At 42.0% G+C, this 19,855-nt stretch carries 33 protein-coding genes; 2 read left to right on the forward strand and 31 right to left on the reverse strand.

Annotated features, from left to right (window positions below; all coding sequences use genetic code 11):
* Window positions 1-270 precede the first annotated feature (270 nt).
* On the reverse strand, window positions 271-495 hold the full coding sequence (locus tag LC090_RS20795) for a hypothetical protein (protein WP_226660045.1): 225 nt from the start codon (window positions 493-495) through the stop codon (window positions 271-273).
* A gap of 119 nt (window positions 496-614) precedes the next feature.
* On the opposite strand from LC090_RS20795, the gene pdaB reads away from it, so the two are divergent.
* Window positions 615-1,373 (forward strand): polysaccharide deacetylase family sporulation protein PdaB, encoded by a 759-nt coding sequence (pdaB, locus tag LC090_RS20800; RefSeq protein WP_226660046.1) that lies wholly within the window; start codon window positions 615-617, stop codon window positions 1,371-1,373.
* A gap of 30 nt (window positions 1,374-1,403) precedes the next feature.
* Here pdaB and LC090_RS20805 read toward each other — a convergent pair whose 3' ends face one another.
* Complete coding sequence (locus tag LC090_RS20805) at window positions 1,404-2,006, reverse strand: KinB-signaling pathway activation protein (protein WP_226660047.1); 603 nt, start codon at window positions 2,004-2,006, stop codon at window positions 1,404-1,406.
* 149 nt (window positions 2,007-2,155) lie between these two features.
* On the opposite strand from LC090_RS20805, the gene gerD reads away from it, so the two are divergent.
* On the forward strand, window positions 2,156-2,782 hold the full coding sequence (gerD, locus tag LC090_RS20810) for a spore germination lipoprotein GerD (protein WP_226660048.1): 627 nt from the start codon (window positions 2,156-2,158) through the stop codon (window positions 2,780-2,782).
* 40 nt (window positions 2,783-2,822) lie between these two features.
* On the opposite strand, the gene LC090_RS20815 is transcribed toward gerD, so the two are convergent.
* The 29 genes from LC090_RS20815 to rplN all read right to left on the reverse strand — a co-directional run bounded on the left by LC090_RS20815 (window position 2,823) and on the right by rplN (window position 19,834).
* The gene (locus LC090_RS20815) at window positions 2,823-3,857 is read right to left on the reverse strand and encodes a P-loop NTPase (RefSeq protein WP_226660049.1); all 1,035 of its coding nucleotides are present in this window, start codon (window positions 3,855-3,857) and stop codon (window positions 2,823-2,825) included.
* A 110-nt stretch (window positions 3,858-3,967) separates the two neighbouring features.
* Entirely contained in the window at window positions 3,968-4,681 is a 714-nt protein-coding gene (cwlD, locus tag LC090_RS20820) for an N-acetylmuramoyl-L-alanine amidase CwlD (RefSeq protein ID WP_226660050.1), read from the reverse strand.
* Between the two features lie 81 nt (window positions 4,682-4,762).
* Window positions 4,763-5,200, reverse strand: a complete 438-nt coding sequence (locus LC090_RS20825; RefSeq protein ID WP_226660051.1) for a DUF2521 family protein — start codon at window positions 5,198-5,200, stop codon at window positions 4,763-4,765.
* 170 nt (window positions 5,201-5,370) lie between these two features.
* Window positions 5,371-5,763 (reverse strand): 30S ribosomal protein S9, encoded by a 393-nt coding sequence (gene rpsI, locus LC090_RS20830; protein ID WP_098446000.1) that lies wholly within the window; start codon window positions 5,761-5,763, stop codon window positions 5,371-5,373.
* 19 nt (window positions 5,764-5,782) lie between these two features.
* On the reverse strand, window positions 5,783-6,220 hold the full coding sequence (gene rplM, locus LC090_RS20835; RefSeq protein ID WP_048313355.1) for a 50S ribosomal protein L13: 438 nt from the start codon (window positions 6,218-6,220) through the stop codon (window positions 5,783-5,785).
* 170 nt (window positions 6,221-6,390) lie between these two features.
* Complete coding sequence (gene truA / locus LC090_RS20840; RefSeq protein ID WP_226660052.1) at window positions 6,391-7,131, reverse strand: tRNA pseudouridine(38-40) synthase TruA; 741 nt, start codon at window positions 7,129-7,131, stop codon at window positions 6,391-6,393.
* 13 nt (window positions 7,132-7,144) lie between these two features.
* Window positions 7,145-7,939, reverse strand: a complete 795-nt coding sequence (locus LC090_RS20845) for an energy-coupling factor transporter transmembrane component T family protein (protein WP_226660053.1) — start codon at window positions 7,937-7,939, stop codon at window positions 7,145-7,147.
* A complete protein-coding gene (locus LC090_RS20850; protein WP_226660054.1) occupies window positions 7,939-8,808 on the reverse strand; it encodes an energy-coupling factor ABC transporter ATP-binding protein in 870 nt (289 codons plus the stop codon). Before LC090_RS20850 ends, LC090_RS20845 begins: the two co-directional genes overlap by 1 nt.
* Window positions 8,784-9,623: an energy-coupling factor ABC transporter ATP-binding protein gene (locus tag LC090_RS20855; protein ID WP_226660055.1), complete on the reverse strand. Its 840-nt coding sequence runs from the start codon at window positions 9,621-9,623 to the stop codon at window positions 8,784-8,786. The genes LC090_RS20850 and LC090_RS20855 overlap by 25 nt, the downstream gene beginning before the upstream one ends.
* A gap of 290 nt (window positions 9,624-9,913) precedes the next feature.
* Window positions 9,914-10,276, reverse strand: a complete 363-nt coding sequence (gene rplQ / locus LC090_RS20860) for a 50S ribosomal protein L17 (protein ID WP_098445995.1) — start codon at window positions 10,274-10,276, stop codon at window positions 9,914-9,916.
* Between the two features lie 46 nt (window positions 10,277-10,322).
* Window positions 10,323-11,267: a DNA-directed RNA polymerase subunit alpha gene (locus LC090_RS20865; RefSeq protein WP_226660056.1), complete on the reverse strand. Its 945-nt coding sequence runs from the start codon at window positions 11,265-11,267 to the stop codon at window positions 10,323-10,325.
* A gap of 244 nt (window positions 11,268-11,511) precedes the next feature.
* Window positions 11,512-11,907 (reverse strand): 30S ribosomal protein S11, encoded by a 396-nt coding sequence (gene rpsK / locus LC090_RS20870; RefSeq protein ID WP_224591407.1) that lies wholly within the window; start codon window positions 11,905-11,907, stop codon window positions 11,512-11,514.
* A 16-nt stretch (window positions 11,908-11,923) separates the two neighbouring features.
* The gene (gene rpsM / locus LC090_RS20875) at window positions 11,924-12,289 is read right to left on the reverse strand and encodes a 30S ribosomal protein S13 (protein ID WP_048313347.1); all 366 of its coding nucleotides are present in this window, start codon (window positions 12,287-12,289) and stop codon (window positions 11,924-11,926) included.
* 21 nt (window positions 12,290-12,310) lie between these two features.
* Window positions 12,311-12,424 (reverse strand): 50S ribosomal protein L36, encoded by a 114-nt coding sequence (gene rpmJ, locus LC090_RS20880; protein ID WP_003720928.1) that lies wholly within the window; start codon window positions 12,422-12,424, stop codon window positions 12,311-12,313.
* Between the two features lie 35 nt (window positions 12,425-12,459).
* Window positions 12,460-12,678 (reverse strand): translation initiation factor IF-1, encoded by a 219-nt coding sequence (infA, locus tag LC090_RS20885; protein ID WP_098445993.1) that lies wholly within the window; start codon window positions 12,676-12,678, stop codon window positions 12,460-12,462.
* Window positions 12,671-12,991 carry a KOW domain-containing RNA-binding protein gene (locus tag LC090_RS20890; RefSeq protein WP_226660057.1) on the reverse strand — a complete coding sequence of 107 codons (321 nt, stop codon included), beginning with the start codon at window positions 12,989-12,991 and terminating at the stop codon, window positions 12,671-12,673. The genes infA and LC090_RS20890 overlap by 8 nt, the downstream gene beginning before the upstream one ends.
* A gap of 16 nt (window positions 12,992-13,007) precedes the next feature.
* Entirely contained in the window at window positions 13,008-13,754 is a 747-nt protein-coding gene (gene map, locus LC090_RS20895) for a type I methionyl aminopeptidase (protein ID WP_226660058.1), read from the reverse strand.
* Complete coding sequence (locus LC090_RS20900) at window positions 13,754-14,404, reverse strand: adenylate kinase (RefSeq protein WP_226660059.1); 651 nt, start codon at window positions 14,402-14,404, stop codon at window positions 13,754-13,756. Before LC090_RS20900 ends, map begins: the two co-directional genes overlap by 1 nt.
* A gap of 66 nt (window positions 14,405-14,470) precedes the next feature.
* Window positions 14,471-15,766 (reverse strand): preprotein translocase subunit SecY, encoded by a 1,296-nt coding sequence (gene secY, locus LC090_RS20905; RefSeq protein WP_224591395.1) that lies wholly within the window; start codon window positions 15,764-15,766, stop codon window positions 14,471-14,473.
* Window positions 15,766-16,206, reverse strand: a complete 441-nt coding sequence (gene rplO, locus LC090_RS20910; RefSeq protein WP_098445988.1) for a 50S ribosomal protein L15 — start codon at window positions 16,204-16,206, stop codon at window positions 15,766-15,768. The genes secY and rplO overlap by 1 nt, the downstream gene beginning before the upstream one ends.
* A gap of 29 nt (window positions 16,207-16,235) precedes the next feature.
* Window positions 16,236-16,424, reverse strand: a complete 189-nt coding sequence (rpmD, locus tag LC090_RS20915; RefSeq protein ID WP_098445987.1) for a 50S ribosomal protein L30 — start codon at window positions 16,422-16,424, stop codon at window positions 16,236-16,238.
* Window positions 16,425-16,438: 14 nt separating this feature from the next.
* The gene (gene rpsE, locus LC090_RS20920) at window positions 16,439-16,939 is read right to left on the reverse strand and encodes a 30S ribosomal protein S5 (RefSeq protein WP_224591390.1); all 501 of its coding nucleotides are present in this window, start codon (window positions 16,937-16,939) and stop codon (window positions 16,439-16,441) included.
* A gap of 18 nt (window positions 16,940-16,957) precedes the next feature.
* Window positions 16,958-17,320 carry a 50S ribosomal protein L18 gene (gene rplR / locus LC090_RS20925; protein WP_194220300.1) on the reverse strand — a complete coding sequence of 121 codons (363 nt, stop codon included), beginning with the start codon at window positions 17,318-17,320 and terminating at the stop codon, window positions 16,958-16,960.
* A 31-nt stretch (window positions 17,321-17,351) separates the two neighbouring features.
* The gene (rplF, locus tag LC090_RS20930) at window positions 17,352-17,888 is read right to left on the reverse strand and encodes a 50S ribosomal protein L6 (protein WP_226660060.1); all 537 of its coding nucleotides are present in this window, start codon (window positions 17,886-17,888) and stop codon (window positions 17,352-17,354) included.
* A gap of 28 nt (window positions 17,889-17,916) precedes the next feature.
* Window positions 17,917-18,315 carry a 30S ribosomal protein S8 gene (rpsH, locus tag LC090_RS20935; protein ID WP_098445983.1) on the reverse strand — a complete coding sequence of 133 codons (399 nt, stop codon included), beginning with the start codon at window positions 18,313-18,315 and terminating at the stop codon, window positions 17,917-17,919.
* A gap of 29 nt (window positions 18,316-18,344) precedes the next feature.
* On the reverse strand, window positions 18,345-18,530 hold the full coding sequence (rpsN, locus tag LC090_RS20940; protein WP_098445982.1) for a 30S ribosomal protein S14: 186 nt from the start codon (window positions 18,528-18,530) through the stop codon (window positions 18,345-18,347).
* Window positions 18,531-18,546: 16 nt separating this feature from the next.
* On the reverse strand, window positions 18,547-19,086 hold the full coding sequence (gene rplE, locus LC090_RS20945; RefSeq protein WP_226660061.1) for a 50S ribosomal protein L5: 540 nt from the start codon (window positions 19,084-19,086) through the stop codon (window positions 18,547-18,549).
* A 26-nt stretch (window positions 19,087-19,112) separates the two neighbouring features.
* On the reverse strand, window positions 19,113-19,424 hold the full coding sequence (gene rplX / locus LC090_RS20950) for a 50S ribosomal protein L24 (RefSeq protein ID WP_224885170.1): 312 nt from the start codon (window positions 19,422-19,424) through the stop codon (window positions 19,113-19,115).
* Window positions 19,425-19,465: 41 nt separating this feature from the next.
* The gene (gene rplN / locus LC090_RS20955; protein ID WP_098445980.1) at window positions 19,466-19,834 is read right to left on the reverse strand and encodes a 50S ribosomal protein L14; all 369 of its coding nucleotides are present in this window, start codon (window positions 19,832-19,834) and stop codon (window positions 19,466-19,468) included.
* Between the last annotated feature and the right edge of the window lie 21 nt (window positions 19,835-19,855).

Here is a 19,855-nt window from a genome sequence, read left to right on the forward strand (position 1 = left end):
CCAGGATCAAACTCTCCGATAGAAAGCTTAATCTAGCTTTTAAAACAATGTTTGTTTCCGTAGAAACAACTACTTACATGGCGTTTCGTTCAGTTTTCAAAGAGCAATTTGTTTCTTTCAATGTCGTTTTCAGCGACTTTATTAATATACCATATTAACTCAGTTGGCGTCAACAACTTTTTTGAAATTGTTTTTCGTGTCAACCGCGTTGTTGCGGCGACCTATATAAATATACAGGTAGTTCTTCTTTTTGACAAGGGGTAATTTAAATTAATTTGAACTTTTTTTCAAGATGCGTACGTACTTTGCTATTTCTGCTTGCGTGGCAGTTCGTTTATAGATACCTAACAGAAGCTGATAGCGCTCTTCCATCGCCCGTTTAATCAACCCATCAAGCCTACTGTTATCTAGATCCAATAATAGTTCTTCCATTTCTCGCTTAAGCAAATACTCAATTTCTTTCATTTCTTTAAAGTTAACTAAAAGCCCAATCATCTGTATCGCTCCTTCCTCACCCCAGTATGACCAGGTGATTTGTGTTTTATGTGTTTCCATAACAGTTTGTACATAGTTAAGAAACTTTTCGCATATGAATGGGACAAAGGGGGTGCATAATGAAGTTTTTTTGGATTTGGAATGGGATCAGAATCAAACAGGGACTTATTATAGTAACGGCTGCTTTCTTTGCTGCCATTATTCTATTTGTTGAAGGTGGAGACCTCGCCGTGTTTACAAATAATGATGTCCCGCTCGCCGTGGATCAGGTGAAGAGTGATGAGAAACGGCTTGCCTTAACTTTTGATATTAGTTGGGGGGAAACAAAAGCAATTCCTATTCTGGAAGAATTAAAACAAAACAATGTGAAAGCTTCGTTTTTTATTTCTGGAGCTTGGGCGGAACGTCATCCTGAAATTGTTGAACAGATTACGAAAGATGGTCACGAAATTGGCAACCTTGGTTATCGCTACGAGAACTACACAACCATGAAAGATGAGGAGATCAAGAAAGACATTATTCGTTCGAGCGAAGCTATAAAAAAAGTTACCGATGAAGAGCCACACTTACTTAGACCCCCGAATGGAAACTTTGATAAACGCGTCCTCTTGCTTTCAGACAAATTTAATTATACTGTTATTCACTGGAGTCTTGATTCTGAAGACTGGAGAAACCCAGGGGTAGAGAATATTGTTCAGAATGTTACAAAAGAAATTGATCCAGGAGACATTGTGCTTATGCACGCATCTGATTCAGCAAAACAGACCGCAGAAGCTCTTCCAGAAATGATTGCTGCTCTAAAGAAGAAAGGCTATTCTTTCGCTACAGTCAGCGAACTTGTTTCAAACGCCAATATTAAAAGTAAAGAAATAAAATAAGCCGCTTTCCAATTGGAAAGCGGCTTTTGTCTATACTTCTTTTTGAATCAAACGATGAAGTGTAAGCAATTGCCATACATTGCTTACTAGTAGAGGGATCAAAATAAGCCAAAGCCACTTTGGATCATTGCTTTGTAGTCCCGGGATCCATTCGAGAATGGTGACAACGACAATAAAGAAAAGAGCGGGTATAAACGCCTGCTTATTTGTTTCTTTTTGCTTCACATATGCCGTAATGAGTCCTACCACCAAAAGAAATAATGCAATCAGTATGTAGCTAGTTACACTTTCACCCTCTTCTGCAAAAACAGCATAGCGGAAGTAGACTAAATCAAATAAAGCGACTGCAATTAAGACAACCTGGATTGTATTCCAGAGTCTTACTGATTTGAAAATACCTAATCCAAAACGATGAATGGTTAAATACGCAAAAAAACCCATCTGACTAATCAAACTAAAGATGCTTGATACTCCTAATAACCAGAGTATTACAATTAGAAACGAGAGTAATTCTCCATTTTTTAGATCTGTCCAGTACTGTGACCAGTCTAAGACAATACCTGTAAGCATACCGGCTGTTGATCCAATCAGAAGGGTTGTAAAGAATAAATAAACAAGATTTCTTGTTTTCAAGATCAAACCCCCGTGAACGTTAATGGTGCTTCTATGTTGAATTGTACCAATGCCACTTTTAAATTGCTACCCTTCCTTTATTCACCGGGTATAAATTCACAGTTTCGCCTAATATTAAGAATAAGATCTTGAGAAAGGAGCGCAGTCATATGAGTCAGCGTTTCAGACTACTTACGCTCGGATTTGTCATTCTTCTTATCGCTGGTTGTGCCACCGGTTCTGCTGAAGGATCTCAGGCCAATTATGAAGAAACGAAAAAAATGCTTGTCGACTTGCTAAAATCCGACGAGGGTAAAAAAGCGATTCAAGAAGTGATGTCCGATGAAGAAATAAAGAAACAACTCGTTATGGAACAGCCATTTGTGAAAGAAACGATACAGAAAGTTTTGACAACTGAAGAAGGAAAAGCATACTGGCAAGAAATGTTGAAGGACCCTACATTCGTTGAGAACTTCGCTAAATACATTCAGGATGAGAACAAGAAATTATTCAAGTCACTCATGGATGATCCTGACTATCAAGAAAAGATGATGGATCTGCTCCAAGATCCAGTCATGGAAAAACATTATTTACAGCTCCTTGAAAGTAAGCAATCCCGTCAACAAATTAAAGATTTAATTGCCGAAACATTTGAAAGTCCACTATTTCAAGCTAAAATTCAGGAAATGCTTACAGGAATTACGTCAGAGCAACTGAAATCTTCCGGAGGCGGTAAGGAAGAAGGAACGGGTAGTTCTGATTCAAAGAGTGCAGGTAGCTCTAATGGTCAGGATTAACCAAACAAAAGGACATGCCACAAGGCATGTCCTTTCCCTTTTATTCCGCGGTTCTTTTTATAATCTCATTAGCAATTTGAAGATACTGCATTCCTATTGGATGATCTTCTTGATAAACGGATGGCGCAAATTCAGCTTCGTCGAAGTCTGGTTGCCCGAGAGGAAGTCTGCCAAGAATATCCGTTGATAATTCAGAAGCTAATTTATCTCCGCCGCCCTGGCCAAAGACATACTCTTTCTCTCCCGTTACTTTACTTTCAAAGTAAGACATATTTTCTACGACACCAAGGACTTCGTGTTTCGTCTTAAGCGCCATTGCTCCCGCTCGTGCTGCAACGAAAGCAGCAGTAGCATGTGGAGTTGTGACAATAATCTCTTTTGATGCAGGGAGCATCGTGTGAACATCAAGAGCAACATCTCCAGTACCTGGTGGTAAATCAAGTAACAGATAATCTAGTTCTCCCCAATCCACTTCACTAAAGAAATTATTTAGCATTTTGCCAAGCATTGGTCCGCGCCAGATAACAGGAGCGTTATCTTCTACAAAGAAAGCCATCGACATAACTTTAACGCCAAAGCGCTGAACAGGATAGATTTTTTCATTCTCTACTTTTGGTCTCGTTTCAATACCCATCATATCTGGAACGCTAAATCCGTAAATATCCGCATCAATAATACCAACCTTTTTCCCTAGACGAGCAAGTGACGTTGCAAGGTTTACGGTAACCGTCGATTTCCCAACGCCCCCTTTACCACTCGCTACTGCAATAAACTGTGTTTTACTCTCTGGAGAAAGCAATGGAGGCAGATCCGGGTTAGCTGACGTTCCCTCAGGAAGTTCTTCATCAGCTAATTGTTCAAAACGTAACCCAACAGATTCTGCACCAGCGCCTTTTAAGGTGTTCACAATCTCCTGCTGAACCTTCATTTGCTCAGCTGATTCAGTTTGAGCAAGGGCTACCTTCACACTGACATAGCCTTCCTTCGTTTTCACATCACGAATCGTGATACTTTTATGTAAAATAGGATCTTGCACCTTTTGTAGTAATTCAACGACCTGATCTTTCGTTAACATGGAGGCACCACCTTCTCTGAATTCGATTACATTGCTAGTATAACATATCATTCAGAGAGTTTTGACTACGGTGCTTCACGTAAAATCTCTTTACTGAAACGAGCCAGTGATTATTCTTCTGGCACTGGCTCGTTAGTGGCATATCGAATAATCCCCTGGTAAATGGCTGCTGCTACTTTGTTCTGATAGGTGTCTGTATTCAACAGTTCTCTCTCCGAGGGATTTGAAAGAAAACCTACCTCCACGAGGGACCCTGGAATTTCAGCTTCTCTAAGTAAATAAACACTGTCCATGTTCTTCGCCAGTCGATTCGTATTTTCTAAATTTCGCTTTATTTCATTTTGAATAAACCGAGATAGCGCCTCACTTTCTTCATTTACAGGATTATAAAATGTCTGAGCTCCACTCCATTTGGAAGAAGGAATGGCATTTAAATGAATACTAACAAAAAGATTATGGCTTCCCTCGTTGATAAGCTCTACACGATTTCTTAAATCCTCTGCTTTTCGATTACTTAGTCCTTTCGTTCCTTCAGATGCCAGGTCTGTATCCGTCTCTCTTGTCATAATGACAAGGGCACCCGCTTCCTGAAGATAATCCCTTAACTTAAGAGATATTTTGAGAGCAATATCTTTTTCTACGATATTATTACCTACTGCTCCTCCATCAGCGCCCCCGTGACCGGGATCAATCACAATAACCTGACCTGATAAAGGTAGATGCCAGGCATCCCATGAAGAATCAATGGCAAATTTGTAATTAATGATAAATAACAGCACGATAATACCAGTGGCAACGCCAAATCGCTTATACCACTTCTTCATACTTTTCCAACACCGCCCCTTATTTTGTCCTACCTTATCTATATGGGACAGGTGAAAGAATTAGTCTTGAAACTTTAGCGGCTATTGCAGGCGAAGGCGACGTCTCATCATTCCTTTTTCACAACCTGCTTTCCACCAACTTGAAACAAAAACATCACACGTAATGTGTAAGGACTCCTCATACCCCTCTGACGTTTTCCAAAAAAGCCAATAGTCAAAGAGAGCTTCTATGAGCGCTTTCTCTAGTTTAAAACAACGTTTATGCACCTTCGTCATCGGTTCTCCATAATAGGAGAACTTGCTATACTCTGCGCCAAGTAAATACGCTTCAATGGCAATATCCATGCAGACATTCTCCACATCTCCTTTGTAGAGAATAGCATCAGAGAAAAATGGAGAAAACAAATCCCTGATGTTATCCGATAACTCCTTTAGCGATATTTCAATTAAAATTCTCCGTTCGAATTCAAGGCGCTTATGACGCTGACGTTCTTTGAATACGGTAATCACATTGTCCATCTCACCCATCCTCTCGAGTTGTTTTGTTTTAGTCTCACTCAAGCGTCAGGGAGTATGCGATATATGAACTGGTAATTCCTTCAGTATTGTAGATTGCTCATTCCAATTCGTCTTGTCAAAAACAACAAAAAAACCCCTGGCTCGAAGCCAGAGGTTTTGAATAAAACAAATTAACGTTTTGAGAACTGAGGTGCACGACGTGCTGCTTTAAGACCGTATTTCTTACGTTCTTTCATACGAGCATCACGAGTTAGGAAACCAGCGCTCTTAAGTGTTGCGCGTGATTCCGGATCAGCTTGTAGAAGTGCACGAGCGATACCGTGACGGATCGCGCCTGCTTGTCCAGTGAATCCACCACCGCTAACATTTACGAAAATATCGTAAGTGCCTTCAGTGCCAGTTTCAACTAGTGGTTGCTTAGAGATAAGCTTAAGTGTTTCTAGATCGAAATAGTCGTCGATCTCACGGTTGTTAATAACCATACGTCCGTTACCAGGAAGTAAACGTACGCGTGCTACAGAGTGTTTACGTCGGCCAGTGCCGTTGTATTGTACTTGTGCCAAGTTGATTCCCTCCTTTTAATTATCCTCTTAGTTCGTATTTTTCAGGCTGTTGAGCCTGGTGATTGTGCTCGCTACCAGCGAATACGTGAAGCTTTTTAATCATTTGGCGACCAAGGCTGTTCTTTGGAAGCATACCTTTGATTGCAAGTTCAAGCATTTGCTCAGAACGGTTAGTACGCATTTCAAGAGCATTTCTTGATTTCAAACCACCTGGGTGTCCACTATGACGATAGTACATCTTGTCATTAAGTTTGTTACCAGTTAGTTCAATTTTCTCAGCGTTAAGGATGATCACATGATCACCAGTGTCAACGTGAGGTGTGAAAGTTACTTTATTTTTACCGCGTAGGATCGCTGCTACTTCACTTGCTAGACGGCCAAGTGTTTGACCTTCAGCATCAACGATGTACCATTTGCGCTCGACTTCGTGGCCTTTAGCCATAAATGTTGTACGCATGAGTTTCCCTCCTAAAATCAATCCAATTTATTTTAAAACTACCACAGAAAATTCATTGTCAGTTGTCAGTCAGATTTCTAAATCCGGGGCAAGTGGATGTAGAAATACCAAAGAATATCTTATAATACTGGGAGACAAATGTCAAGTGTTTAAGAACTTTCTTTCCTTTTCTAAGAATACGAGACTTCCCATAAATAGAGTCCATGGGGAGGAGCTGTTTTACCTGCTTTGTTTCGATCTTTTGCGTTAAGGATAGACGACATTTCATTAGCTGAACGGCGACCCTTCCCTACTTCCAGTAACGTGCCCATCAGAATGCGCACCATATTATAAAGGAAGCCGCTCCCTTCGAATGTAAAAACTAGCTCGTCTTGCATTTGCTCAATCTCAATTCGATAGATGGTTCTCACTTTATTCTTCACATCTGTCTTACTAGCGCAGAAAGAGGTAAAGTCATGCTCACCAATGAGATCTGCAGCTGCACGCTTCATCTCCAGCACATTAAGTGTGTGCGGCTCATGTACCGCATAGTTTCTTCTAAAGACGTCCACCGCTGCGCGATTGTGCACTCGGTATTGGTATGTCTTTCGAACAACGTCGTATCTTGCATGAAAATCACTCGATACAGCTTCTGTGTGCAAAACCCTCACATCATCAGGAAGCTGCGCATTTAAAGCTCGAGTCCAATTTTCAAGAGGAATTGAGAGCGTCGTATCAAAATGAATCACTTGGCCGCACGCGTGCACACGTGCATCAGTTCTTCCCGATCCAGTAACGATAATGGTTTCCCCTTTATGCATTTGCTTTAATGCTCGCTGTACTTCCTCCTGCACTGTGCGTCCATTCGGCTGCACCTGATAGCCATTATAAGCAGTCCCGTCATAAGAGAGCGTCATTTTTATCCGTTGCATCACACATTCTCTCCTAACTTCTTAGCAGTAGTAAACTAACACAGAGCAGGAGAAGAATCACAAATAATGTTGTATCTTTCCCAGACCATTTTAGTAAACGTATGCTCGTTCTACCTTCTCCCCCTCGATATCCTCTTGCTTCCATCGCCATGGCAAGATCCTCTGCACGTTTAAACGCACTAACAAAGAGCGGGACAAGAAGAGGGACGATACTTTTTAAGCGTTCCTTCATTGGGCCACTTGAAAATTGCGCACCACGTGCTGATTGAGCTTTCATGATTTTCTCTGTCTCTTCCAGAAGGGTAGGAATAAATCTAAGCGCGATCGACATCATTAATGCAAACTCATGAACAGGTAAACCAATTTTCTTCATTGGGCCAAGCAATGTTTCAATCCCAACTGTGATATCAATTGGCGTAGTGGTAAGAGTTAACAGCGAAGTAATCATTATTAGAAATAGAAGTCGAAGCGAGATAAAGATTCCCTGCTCCACACCCCCTTCATACACCTTAAGAAAACCCCAATCCAAAAGCAAAGGTCCTTCTTTTGTTAAAAACACGTGAAGTAAAAACGTTAAAATAATGACGAGCAAGATCGGCTTTAAACCATTATAAATATAGCGAAGTGGTAATTTTGAGACGAATATCGCTAGTAAGGTAAAAGCCCCGAACAATGCATAGGTGATCCAATTGTTCGCTAAAAAGACAATAATAACAAAAAGAAATGCCGTTAGAAGCTTAGCTCTCGGATCAAGTTTATGAATAAAAGATTGTCCTGGTACATACTGCCCAATAATGATATTTTGCATTAGGAATCCTCTCCTTTCTGCAAAACCGATAACGCTGCATCCACTGCTGCCTCAAGCGTAAAAACACTATGAGGAAGATTCTTATTAAACCGCTCTTCCAGACGATGAATAAACTGGACTGTTTCTGGGACATCAAGACTTAATTTTTTTAAGGAATGAGGGTTGGAGAAAATGGTTTCAGGTTTTCCTTGCAGGGCGATCCCACCCTTCTCCATAATCAGAATGTCATCAGAAAAACGTGCTGCATCTTCCATGCTGTGAGTAACAAGAATCGTAGTTAATCCCTCTTCTTGATGTAAACGATAGAAAAGATCCATAATTTCCCGTCTCCCCCGCGGATCAAGCCCAGCGGTTGGCTCATCCAATATAAGGATGGATGGTTTCATGGCGAGAACTCCAGCAATGGCAACTCGCCTCATTTGGCCGCCACTTAAATCAAAGGGAGAGCGACTGAGATAAGATTCATCAAGTCCCACTTGCTGAATAAGTTTTGCTGCGCGCTTCTTTGCTTCGTCTTCTGGAACACCAAAGTTAAGCGGACCAAAAAGAATGTCTTTTTCAATGGTTTCTTCAAAAAGCTGATGTTCTGGATATTGAAAAACAATCCCTACATGTTTTCTCAATGCTTTTAACCTTTTCTCTTTTACACCAGCTTGGATTTTAAAGTCTCCAATTTCGATACTTCCCTGCGTAGGCTTAAGAAGTCCATTTAGATGCTGTATTAACGTAGACTTTCCTGAACCCGTATGACCGATGATTGTTTGAAATGTCCCTGATGGTATCGATAGATTTATGTTTGAAAGAGCTTTTCGTTCAAACGGTGTTCCTTTACTGTACGAATGCTCTAAATCTTTGATTGTAATGTCCATAGCTCGTTCACCAGTTCCTTCTGAGATAAAGTAAGCCTTGAGAAATCGTATCCTCTCTCACTGAGCGCTCGCTGCACCTGTAGTGGGAACGGCAGATCTAACCCGATTTGCTCCAGCATATCACCTTTTTTAAAGACTTCCGCAGGAAGCCCTTCATCGATGACTTCTCCTGCGTTCATGACAACAAGGCGATCTGCCTGTGCGGCTTCTTCAAGATCATGAGTGATCGAAATAACCGTCATACCTTCTTCTTCTTTCAACTTCCGCATCGTTTGTATGACTTCTTTACGTCCAGCAGGATCAAGCATTGACGTTGCTTCATCTAAGATAACAATGGATGGCCTTAAAGCAATAATCCCAGCAATCGCTACCCGTTGCTTTTGTCCACCAGAAAGTCGATGTGGCTCTTGGTCAAGGTAATCTTCCATTCGGACCTTTTGAACGCTCTCATTTATACGTTCTAACATTAGTTCTCTCGCCATCCCACTATTCTCCAGTCCAAATGCAACATCATCTCGAACGGAGGTACCAACAAACTGATTATCAGGATTTTGAAATACGATTCCTACTCTTCTTCTGATTTCCCAAATGCTTTCCTCATCTCGGCTATTGTACCCTTCAACGAGAACATCACCTTTTTCAGGAAGTTGCAAACCGTTTAAAAGTTTGGCAAGCGTCGACTTCCCTGACCCGTTGTGCCCGACAATGGCTAGCCACTCGCCTTTATAGACAGATAGCGATACGCCATGTAACACATGTGGTTGATCTTCCTGATATCGAAAGGATACATCTTGAACGGTGATAAGTTCTTCCATACTCGTTCCTCCTACCTCTGCTAATTTCAAGCGGTGATCGCCTCTGGCTATGATACTGGTGCGAAAAAAAGGCGGGCAGCAAAACCGCCCCTTTTTCCTATCAGCATATCGATCGCTATGCCAGCATCTAATCCTATAAAAAAAGCCTGGCATCTGCCAGACTTTCTTTAATGGCAAGCAGCATGCAACCACTTGAGAATGTGCGTTTAAACAAAAAAACGCACGAAAAAAGGGCATAGAATCAGTATCCAATGTCGAGATCCTGTCCCGCCCTTTTAATCAAGTGCGTCTTATACTAGCTCGATGATAACCATTTCAGCACCGTCACCGCGGCGTGGTCCAAGCTTACGGATACGAGAGTAACCGCCTTGACGCTCTGCATAACGAGGAGCGATATCGCTGAATAGTTTTTGAACTGCATCTTGACCGCTTTCTTGATCCGCTACTTCGTTACGGATGAAAGAAGCTGCTTGACGACGTGCGTGAAGATCTCCGCGTTTACCAAGCGTAATCATTTTGTCGATGAAAGAACGAAGCTCTTTCGCCTTCGATTCTGTCGTTTCAATACGTTCATTGATGATCAAATCTGTAACAAGGTCACGGAATAGCGCTTTACGCGTATCACTTGTACGACCTAACTTTTGGTATGCCATGAAGTATTCCCTCCTTTGTTGTTAATGAAATCAACAACTTAAATATCTATTCTTCGTTACGAAGTCCAAGTCCAAGCTCTTCAAGCTTCTCTTGTACCTCTTCAAGTGACTTACGTCCAAGATTACGAACTTTCATCATGTCTTCTTCAGACTTCTGAGTTAGTTCTTGAACAGTATTAATGCCAGCACGCTTCAGGCAATTATATGAACGAACTGAGAGATCGAGCTCTTCGATTGTCATCTCAAGCACTTTCTCTTTTTGATCCTCTTCTTTTTCGACCATAATTTCAGCATTTTGAGCCTGATCTGTTAAGCCCACAAAGATATTTAAATGTTCATTTAAAATCTTTGCGCCTAGTGATACAGCTTCTTCAGGACGAATGCTTCCATCTGTCCAAACATCGAGGGTTAGTTTGTCATAATTAGTTACCTGGCCAACGCGAGTGTTTTCAACCTGGTAGTTAACACGAGAAACAGGAGTGAAGATCGAGTCAACCGGAATAACTCCGATTGGCTGTTCATCATTTTTGTTTCCTTCCGCTTGTACATAGCCTCTTCCGCGAATTGCAGTAATTCGCATTTGGAAACGAGCATTAGCAGAAAGGGTAGCAATATGAAGGTCAGGGTTTAAGATCTCCACGTCGCTGTCATGAGTAATATCTCCAGCTGTTACCGTTCCTGGGCCTTGCACATCAACTACTAATGTTTTCTCTTCTTCAGAGTAAACTTTCATAGCTAATTTCTTAAGATTAAGAATGACAGTTGTTACATCTTCATGTACGCCTTCAATTGTAGAAAACTCATGGAGAACTCCTTCAATTTGTACAGATGTAACAGCAGCACCAGGAAGTGAAGATAACAGGATACGACGAAGGGAGTTACCCAAGGTAGTTCCATAACCACGCTCTAATGGTTCTACAACAAACTTTCCGTATTTAGCATCCTCGTTGATAGCTACCGCTTCAATTTTTGGCTTTTCGATTTCGATCATCCAACAAACCCTCCTTCAAAACGTCGAACTTCGGTTAGACATGCTGTCTAACCGAATAATCCCCTTAGGCGGTCCAAATACCAACAACCTAATTATGATTCGTCAACCGTCAACAATTTATACATTATCATTATTGACATGTTCATCAATTGTATACCGATAGATTGAATCTTTCCATAAGAGATTGTTCAAAACCAGGCATTCTCCCGAAGGGAATATCTACGTTTTTGAACTCTCTACTACCTTAGACTCTACGACGTTTTGGCGGACGGCAGCCGTTATGAGGTACTGGAGTTACGTCACGGATCGCAGTAACCTCTAGACCTACAGCTTGAAGTGCACGGATCGCAGCTTCACGACCAGCTCCAGGGCCTTTAACAGAAACTTCTACAGTTTTCATGCCATGCTCCTGTGCAGTTTTACCTGCAGTTTCAGCAGCCATTTGAGCAGCGAATGGAGTAGACTTACGAGAACCTTTAAAGCCCATGTTACCGGAAGTTGCCCAAGAAATCGCATTTCCGTGAGTGTCAGTAATCGTAATAATAGTATTGTTAAAAGTAGAACGGATGTGAGCTATTCCACTCTCAACATTCTTTTTCACGCGCTTTTTACGCGTATTTGCTTTACGTTGTTTAGCCATTTGTTAATTACCTCCCTTACTTCTTCTTGTTAGCTACTGTACGGCGAGGGCCTTTACGAGTACGAGAGTTGTTCTTCGTATGTTGACCTCGGACAGGAAGACCACGACGGTGGCGGATACCACGATAAGAACCGATTTCGATTAGACGTTTAATGTTAAGTGAGATTTCACGACGAAGATCACCCTCAACTTTAATTTTGTCTACCACTTCACGGATTTTTCCGAGCTCTTCTTCAGTTAAGTCGCGTACGCGAGTGTCTTCAGAAACACCAGCATCAACTAGAACTTGTTTCGCAGTTGTTTTACCGATTCCATAAACGTAAGTTAACGCGATTACGATGCGCTTTTCGCGTGGAACATCAATACCAGCAATACGTGCCATTACGTTGCACCTCCTTATATATTAGCCTTGTTTTTGCTTGTGCTTTGGATTTTCACAGATAACCATGACTTTACCTTTACGGCGAATAACTTTACATTTTTCACACATTGGTTTTACTGACGGTCTTACTTTCATTATTTTAACCCTCCTTATATACGGAGATTAATTTCTTATTTATAACGATACGTGATACGTCCACGTGATAAATCATATGGAGAAAGCTCAACAGTTACTTTGTCACCTGGTAAAATACGAATGTAATGCATGCGTATCTTTCCGGATACGTGAGCAAGAATCTTATGACCGTTTTCGAGTTCTACTCGAAACATTGCATTCGGTAGAGGTTCGATAACCGTGCCTTCCATTTCAATTACTTCTTCTTTAGCCATCTACTTGCTCTCCCTCCTTTAAATCAATGACGTGTTCATTCAAATACTTTGAGATCGCGAAACGCAGCTTGCCATTTGTGACACGGCCCGTTTCTTCAAGACTTCGCTTTACCTCAGGGGATATATACTCTACCAGCTCAAGGTGTGCGAGGTTCTTCCGCTTAGGACGATCAAACTTTCGTTTATCCCCGTCCGCTAAGAAAACATAACGTTCATCTACAATCCCTACAATCACGCTATATTGATCAGCGTCTCTTCCCCGTTTATTCCGAGCGATCTGACCGATCTCGGGAACGGTATCCGACTCTTTCACGAACCATCACCTTCACTTAGGCCTTTGTTAGTATTTCATATCCTTCTTCCGTAACGGCAATCGTGTGCTCGAAATGAGCGCAGTTCTTACCGTCAGTTGTTACTACAGTCCAATTATCCGAAAGTGTTCGAACGTAGCGAGAGCCCTGATTCACCATCGGCTCTACCGCAAGGACCATTCCCTGCTTCAGCCTCGGTCCTTTTCCTGGAGGACCGTAATGGGGAATTTGAGGATCTTCATGAAGGTCCTGACCTACACCATGACCAACATATTCTCGTACAATCGAAAAACCCTCAGCTTCGGCATATGCTTGGATCGCATGAGAGATATCTGAAAGCCTCCTACCAGCCTTCGCCTCATCCAACCCTTTATATAACGATTCCTCGGTAACTTTTAACAACCGTTCGTCTTCTTCTGAGATAGTGCCAACAGGATAGGTCCATGCTGAATCTCCATGGTAACCTTTATACTTAGCACCAATATCGATACTAATTATATCTCCTTCCGCCAACACGCGACCCCCTGGAATACCATGTACAAGCTCTTCATTAACTGAAGCGCATATACTTCCAGTAAATCCATTGTAACCCTTAAAGGAAGGAATTGCATCAAGCTGACGAATAAACCGATCGGCAATCGTATCCAGCTCTTTTGTCGTAACTCCAGGCTTGATGTGCTTCTGTAATTCTTGATGTGTTAACGCGACAATTCTGCCTGCTTCTCGCATGATATCAAGTTCACGAGGAGTCTTGCAAATAATCATTACGACAATCCTTTGAGGAGTTGATCGACATCTTCAAAAACCTCATTGATGTCTCTATTGCCATCAATGGTTTTAAGATAGCCTTTGCCTTCATAAAAGGTCAACAATGGCTGCTGTTGCTGCTTGTTGACTTCAAGGCGAGTACGCACAGTTTCTTCTTTATCATCATCGCGTTGATAAAGTTCTCCACCGCACTTATCACAAACTCCTTCTTCCTTAGGAGGATTGAAAACTGCGTGATAGGTTGCTCCACAATTTCTGCAAACGCGACGCCCGGTTAAACGCTGCATGAGCTGATCTTCCTCAACCGCAATGTTAATCACATAGTCGAGTTTTTTACCGAGATCGGCTAAGATCGTTTCAAGCGCATCAGCCTGTGCGACTGTTCTTGGAAAACCATCAAGTAGAAAGCCTTTTTCGCAATCATCTTTTCCTAAACGCTCTCGTACTATACCAATTGTTACTTCATCAGGTACGAGGTTTCCAGAATCCATGTACTCTTTTGCTTTTAGACCAAGAGGCGTTCCTTCTTTGATCGCTGCTCGGAACATATCTCCTGTAGAGATATGAGGGATGCCATACTTTTCGACAATCTTTTCTGCCTGGGTTCCTTTTCCGACACCCGGAAGCCCCATTAATACTAGATTCATCTAATCCCTCCGCACGTCACCCAATCGAGGATGAAGGAGGGGAAGAAAGTTCTTCCCAGTTTATCCTCAAGATTTAATAAAGCCTTTATAATGACGTTTAATTAATTGACTTTCAATTTGCTTCATCGTATCAAGCGCTACCCCAACAACGATCAGCAAGCTTGTTCCGCCGATTTGCAGCGTCTGCGGCAGTCCTGCTACGGTTGTGAAAAATACCGGAATAATCGATATAACAGCAAGGAAAAGTGCTCCTACAAACGTTAAACGGTAGAGAATTCGAGTAATGTACGTTTCGGTTGCATTACCCGGACGAATACCAGGAATGTATCCACCCTGTTTCTTCAGATTCTCAGCCATCTTTTCCGGATTAACCTGAACAAACGTATAAAAATACGTAAATCCAATGATGAGTAACGCATACACGACCATACCAATAGGTTGTGTATAGTCAAACACCCTGATGATCCATTCCGTTACCGAATTATCTCCGAACAACCTGGCGATCGTTGGTGGAGTAATGATCAGTGATATCGCAAAGATAACTGGAATAACACCTGCTGCATTAACTTTAATCGGTAAGTGAGTGGATTGACCACCTACTTGTCTGCGGTTAACAGTTCGTTTAGCATATTGAATTGGAATTTTACGAAGACCTTGTTGAACAAAGATAACAGCGACAACAATTGCAAGTGCTGCAAGAGCAATAATCGCAAGTGTTACGATGTTAATGAACAACTCATCCTGGGAGCCTTCAAACATCTGAGCGTAGAGCTGATTAAGCCCTGGAGGAATTGCAGCTACAATCCCTGCAAAGATAATAATTGAGATTCCATTTCCAACACCTTTTGCTGTGATCTGTTCGCCTAACCACATCAAAAAAGCCGTTCCGGCTGTTAAAACAAGAGAAATATTTAGATACGTTAGTACACCGGGATTACTGATCAACTGACCTCCAACAATATTGTTAAACCCGATTGAAAGACCGATACCTTGGACAAGTCCAAGTACGATCGTTCCATAACGAGTAACTTGTGTTAGCTTTTTACGTCCGGCCTCGCCCTGTTTAGACCATTCGGTAAACTTCGGGACAACGTCCATTTGTAAAAGCTGCACAATGATAGAAGCAGTGATGTAAGGCATAATTCCCATGGCAAAGATGGAGAAGTTTTGCAACGCTCCACCGCCAAAGGTGTTGAGAACTCCGAAGAGACTCATTTGATCTTGAAATTGTAATACATCTCTGTTCACACCAGGGACGGGTATGAATGTTCCGATACGGAACACGACAAGCATGAGTAGGGTGAAGATTATTTTGTTTCTAATATCACCTACGCGCATAATGTTGGAGATTGCTTGGAACATTAGATCACCTCAGTATTTCCGCCTGCCGCTTCAATCGCCTCTTTTGCAGAAGCAGAGAACTTGTGGGCTTTCACGGTAAGCTTTTTCTCAAGCTTACCATTACCTAGAATCTTAATTCCAGCTTTTTCTTTGCTAACTACGCCAGATTCTAATAGAAGTTCTGGAGAAACTTCAGTTCCATCTTCAAAACGGTTAAGCGAATCAAGATTAACAATCGCGAACTCTTTACGGTTCATGTTTGTAAATCCACGTTTCGGTAGACGTTTAAAGATTGGAAGTTGTCCTCCTTCGAAACCGACGCGTACACCGCCGCCAGAACGAGCTTTTTGACCTTTTTGACCACGGCCAGATGTCTTACCGTTACCAGTAGCAATACCGCGACCAAGTCTGTTGCGTTCTTTACGAGAACCTTCAGATGGTTTTAGTTCGTGTAGTTTCATTGTGGGCACCTCCTCAATGTATAGATTTTTTACGCATCAATTTCGTTAACAGTTACAAGGTGAGATACCTTGTTGATCATACCACGAATCGCAGGATTGTCGTTATGAACAACCGTGTGATGCATTTTTTTAAGTCCAAGTGTTTTTACCGTCACGCGTTGGTCTTGAGGGCGACCAATCACACTACGTGTGAGGGTGATTTCTAATTGCTTAGCCATCTAATTTCCCTCCCTTAACCTAGTAGCTCTTCTACAGATTTTCCACGAAGCTTCGCAACGTCTTCAGCACGCTTAAGGTTTTCAAGGCCGTTAAGTGTTGCACGCACCATGTTAATCGGATTGTTAGATCCAAGAGACTTCGATAGAATGTCACCTACACCAGCAAGTTCAAGTACCGCACGAACGGGTCCGCCAGCGATAACTCCAGTACCTTCAGAAGCAGGCTTCAATAGTACGTTACCAGCTCCGAAATGACCTGTGATTTGGTGAGGGATTGTAGTTCCTACGATAGGAACAGTAATTAAGTTCTTTTTCGCATCTTCAATAGCTTTGCGAATTGCTTCAGGAACTTCCTGCGCTTTACCAGTTCCGAATCCAACGTGACCGTTTTTATCTCCGACAACTACGATTGCTGCGAAGCGGAAACGACGTCCACCTTTAACAACTTTCGCTACGCGGTTAACGGTAACTACGCGTTCTTCAAGTTCTAGTTTGTTAGCATCAATGCTAGGCATGAGTTAACCTCCTTTTTATTAAAATTTCAGTCCTGCTTCACGCGCTGCGTCAGCAAGAGCTTTTACACGTCCGTGATAGAGGTATCCTCCGCGGTCAAAAACCACTTCTGAATAACCTGCTTCAACAGCACGCTTTGCGATAGCTTCTCCGACTTTCACAGCTGCTTCTGTGTTACCGCCGTGTTTAACGTCAATTCCTTGTTCCATACTTGAAGCTCCAACGATTGTAACACCTTTAGTGTCATCGATAAGCTGAGCATAGATGTTCTTATTAGAACGGAATACGTTTAGACGCGGACGTTCAGTCGTGCCGGTAACTGTGCGGCGTACGCGAGCATGTCTTTTTTGACGTGCTTTGTTTTTATCGGCCTTAGTGATCATTAAACGTCACTCCTTTCCGCTAGGTTTTTACCTATTTACCTGTTTTACCTTCTTTACGACGTACATATTCGTTCTCGTAACGAATTCCTTTACCTTTGTAAGGTTCTGGAGTACGGACAGCGCGGATGTTTGCTGCAACAGCTCCAACGCGTTCTTTATCAATTCCTTTAACAACAACTTTTGTGTTAGAAGGAACATCAATTTCAATTCCTTCTTCAGGTACCATCTCAACTGGGTGAGAGTAACCTACGTTAAGGATAAGTTTTTGACCAGATTTACTTGCACGGTAACCAACACCGATGATTTCAAGACCTTTTTCAAAGCCTTTAGTCACACCTTCAACCATGTTAGCGATCAGGCTGCGAGTTGTTCCGTGAAGAGCACGGTGCTCTTTGTTATCTGAAGGACGAGCTACTGTTAGCACGTTCTCTTCAATGTTTACTTTGATATCAGAGCTGAATGTACGAGAAAGTTCCCCTTTAGGTCCTTTTACCGTTACAACGTCTCCTTTGATATCGATTGTTACATCACTTGGGATGTCAACCGGTTTAAGTCCGACACGTGACATAATTACACCTCCATTCTGCTTTTAAGAATTACCAAACGTACGCTAGAACTTCTCCGCCTACTTGCTGTTGACGAGCTTCTTTGTCCGTCATAATTCCTTTAGAAGTAGAAACTAGAGCGATTCCTAGACCGCCAAGTACACGTGGTACTTCGTCTGCTTTAGCGTATACGCGAAGACCAGGTTTACTGATTCGCTTTAATCCAGTGATAACGCGTTCGTTATTTGAACCGTACTTTAAGAAGATACGGATGATTCCTTGTTTGTTGTCTTCGATCATTTCAACATCACGTACAAAACCTTCACGTTTGAGGATTTCAGCGATGTTTCTTTTCGAATTCGATGCAGGCAACTCTAGTTTTTCGTGACGAACTGTGTTCGCATTACGAATTCTTGTAAGCATATCTGCAATTGGATCAGTCATGACCATTAGTAATTACCTCCTTCCCTATTTCGGGTTTACCAGCTAGCCTTTTTAACGCCTGGGATTTGACCTTTGTGTGCAAGTTCCCGGAAACAAATACGGCAAAGTTTAAACTTACGAATAACAGAGTGAGGACGTCCGCAACGTTCACAACGTGTGTATTCTTGAACTTTAAACTTAGCTTGACGCTGTTGTTTCGCGATCATTGATTTTTTCGCCACAATTTTCCCTCCTTACTTACTTTTGAAATGGCATACCTAGGTTAGTCAACATTTCACGGCTCTCTTCGTCCGTATTAGCTGTTGTTACGATAACGATGTCCATTCCGCGTACTTTATTTACTTTATCGTAATCAATTTCAGGGAAAATCAACTGTTCTTTAATACCAAGTGTGTAGTTACCACGGCCGTCGAATGCTTTCTTAGAAACACCTCTGAAGTCACGTACACGAGGTAGTGAAACAGAAATAAGTTTATCTAGAAATTCAAACATACGAGTACCGCGCAAAGTAACTTTTGCACCGATTGGCATGTCTTCACGAAGCTTAAAGCCAGCGATTGACTTCTTAGCACGAGTGATTAGGGGTTTTTGACCTGAGATCAACTCAAGTTCCTCAACAGCTGTATCAAGAGCTTTCGGGTTCTGTACAGCGTCACCAACACCCATGTTGATTACGATTTTTTCAAGTTTTGGAACTTCCATAACAGAGGAATAATTAAATTTCTCCATCAGTGCAGGTTTAGTTTCATTTTGATACTTTTCTTGGAAACGATTCATCGGGATTGACCTCCTTTCGCTACGAACTACTTATCGAGTACTTCACCGGATTTTTTTGAGATACGAACTTTTTTCCCGTTGTCTACTTTGTATCCAACGCGAGTCGGTTCACCAGACTTCGGATCAAGCGCCATTACGTTAGAAACGTGGATCGCTGCTTCCTGCTCAATGATTCCACCTTGAGGATTAGCCTGGGATGGTTTTGAGTGTTTCTTAACAAGGTTGACACCTTCAACGATAACTCTTTCTTTTTTCGGGTAAGCTTCAAGGATCACACCTTGTTTACCTTTATCCTTACCAGAAATAACTTTTACTTTATCTCCCTTTTTTACGTGCATAAGGTCGCGCACCTCCTTACAAGGCATCTATTTTCAAATGATTAAAGAACTTCTGGAGCTAGAGAAACGATTTTCATAAACTGGTTGTCACGTAGTTCGCGAGCAACTGGTCCGAAAATACGTGTTCCGCGCGGTCCTTTGTCATCACGGATAACAACCGCTGCGTTTTCGTCGAACTTGATGTATGAACCATCTTGACGACGAACGCCAGACTTACTGCGTACAATAACAGCTCTTACGACTTCACCCTTCTTAACAACGCCACCAGGTGTTGCTTGTTTCACCGAACAAACAATTACGTCACCGATATTAGCAGTTTTGCGACCAGAGCCACCAAGTACTTTGATACATAGTAGTTCACGAGCACCAGAGTTGTCAGCTGATTTCAAACGAGATTCCTGTTGAATCATCTAGAAAGACCTCCCTTCGGA

The sequence above is a fragment of the Guptibacillus hwajinpoensis genome, assembly GCF_020524165.1.
Classification (GTDB): Bacteria; Bacillota; Bacilli; order Bacillales; family Guptibacillaceae; genus Guptibacillus; species Guptibacillus hwajinpoensis_D.